Annotated in this window: 1 protein-coding gene; it reads right to left on the bottom strand. The window is 48.8% G+C overall.

The genetic code is table 11. The features are described 5' to 3' along the window. Positions 1-879, bottom strand: an 879-nt coding sequence (locus VJI93_RS08230) for a hypothetical protein (protein WP_324009234.1), incomplete at its 3' end; no start/stop codon positions are given. Positions 880-927: the final 48 nt, after the last annotated feature.

Genomic DNA, 927 nt, shown 5'->3' on the forward strand with positions numbered 1-927 from the left:
ATTCCCACCTGAGTTATCTGTGAAGGTTAACGAACCCCCCATAGATTCAGTGTAAACACTAGGCTCATCCTGAGAGGAGGCGTTGCGTTCCCATATACCGGACACATTAAGAGTTGCCACATCTTGACCATTTCGCGAAAGGATTATCTGTGCAGAATTAGTGCCTTGTCCGTTAGAGTTGTTGCCATTGAGAGGTTGGGTGATGTATAGAGAATAACCTACCACTACCGTGCGCGTGCCACCGCGAGAGCTTACTGTGCCAGTATCTACTGCTGCATTGGATGCAATACTAGTAGTCTGCACAGCATTCTTAATAGTACCAGCAGAAAGGGTCCCACCGAAGTAAGCACTGCCATCAGTCTTGACGTAATAGACACCATTTTGTTCGGTGCAGTTAGCCAGACTACTTTGCGAAGGACCAATCCACTCAATGAACTGGTTAGAAGATCCAAAGCCAAGGCCAGAAACCTTCATAACCGATCCGGTATCGAAGTGAATCTTGGTATCGGTAATCTGCAGACGCGTACCGGAAGAACCACCAACGTTAAGCTTACCTTGGAAAGTAACGTCCCCGATAATGTCTACGCCAGCACCACCATTGGAACTGGAGTATACACTAATCTGGGCACGCCCACCAGGCGAAACAGCTTGAGCTGCCCACCGAGTGGAAATTTTGCCATTAATGTCGGTAATGGCAGTTTGTAGCGTACCAGCAGTACCTTCAAGATCACCTGCACGAACCTCCACATTGCTGATGCGTGTAGCTGCGGCACTATCAGCATTGGCACGTGCCGTTGCTTCGTCATTAACGGCAGCACCAATTACAGTTGCCGCGGCCCCAGACGAAGTAACAGGCTTACCGAAGAGCATTGGCAGCATAACTTCAACAAAGGCATTCAGATCCTGAGAGTAAGCCCCCTTATAATA

The organism is Parvimonas sp. M20, from assembly GCF_035282425.1.
In the GTDB taxonomy this organism is placed as follows: domain Bacteria; phylum Bacillota; class Clostridia; order Tissierellales; family Peptoniphilaceae; genus Parvimonas.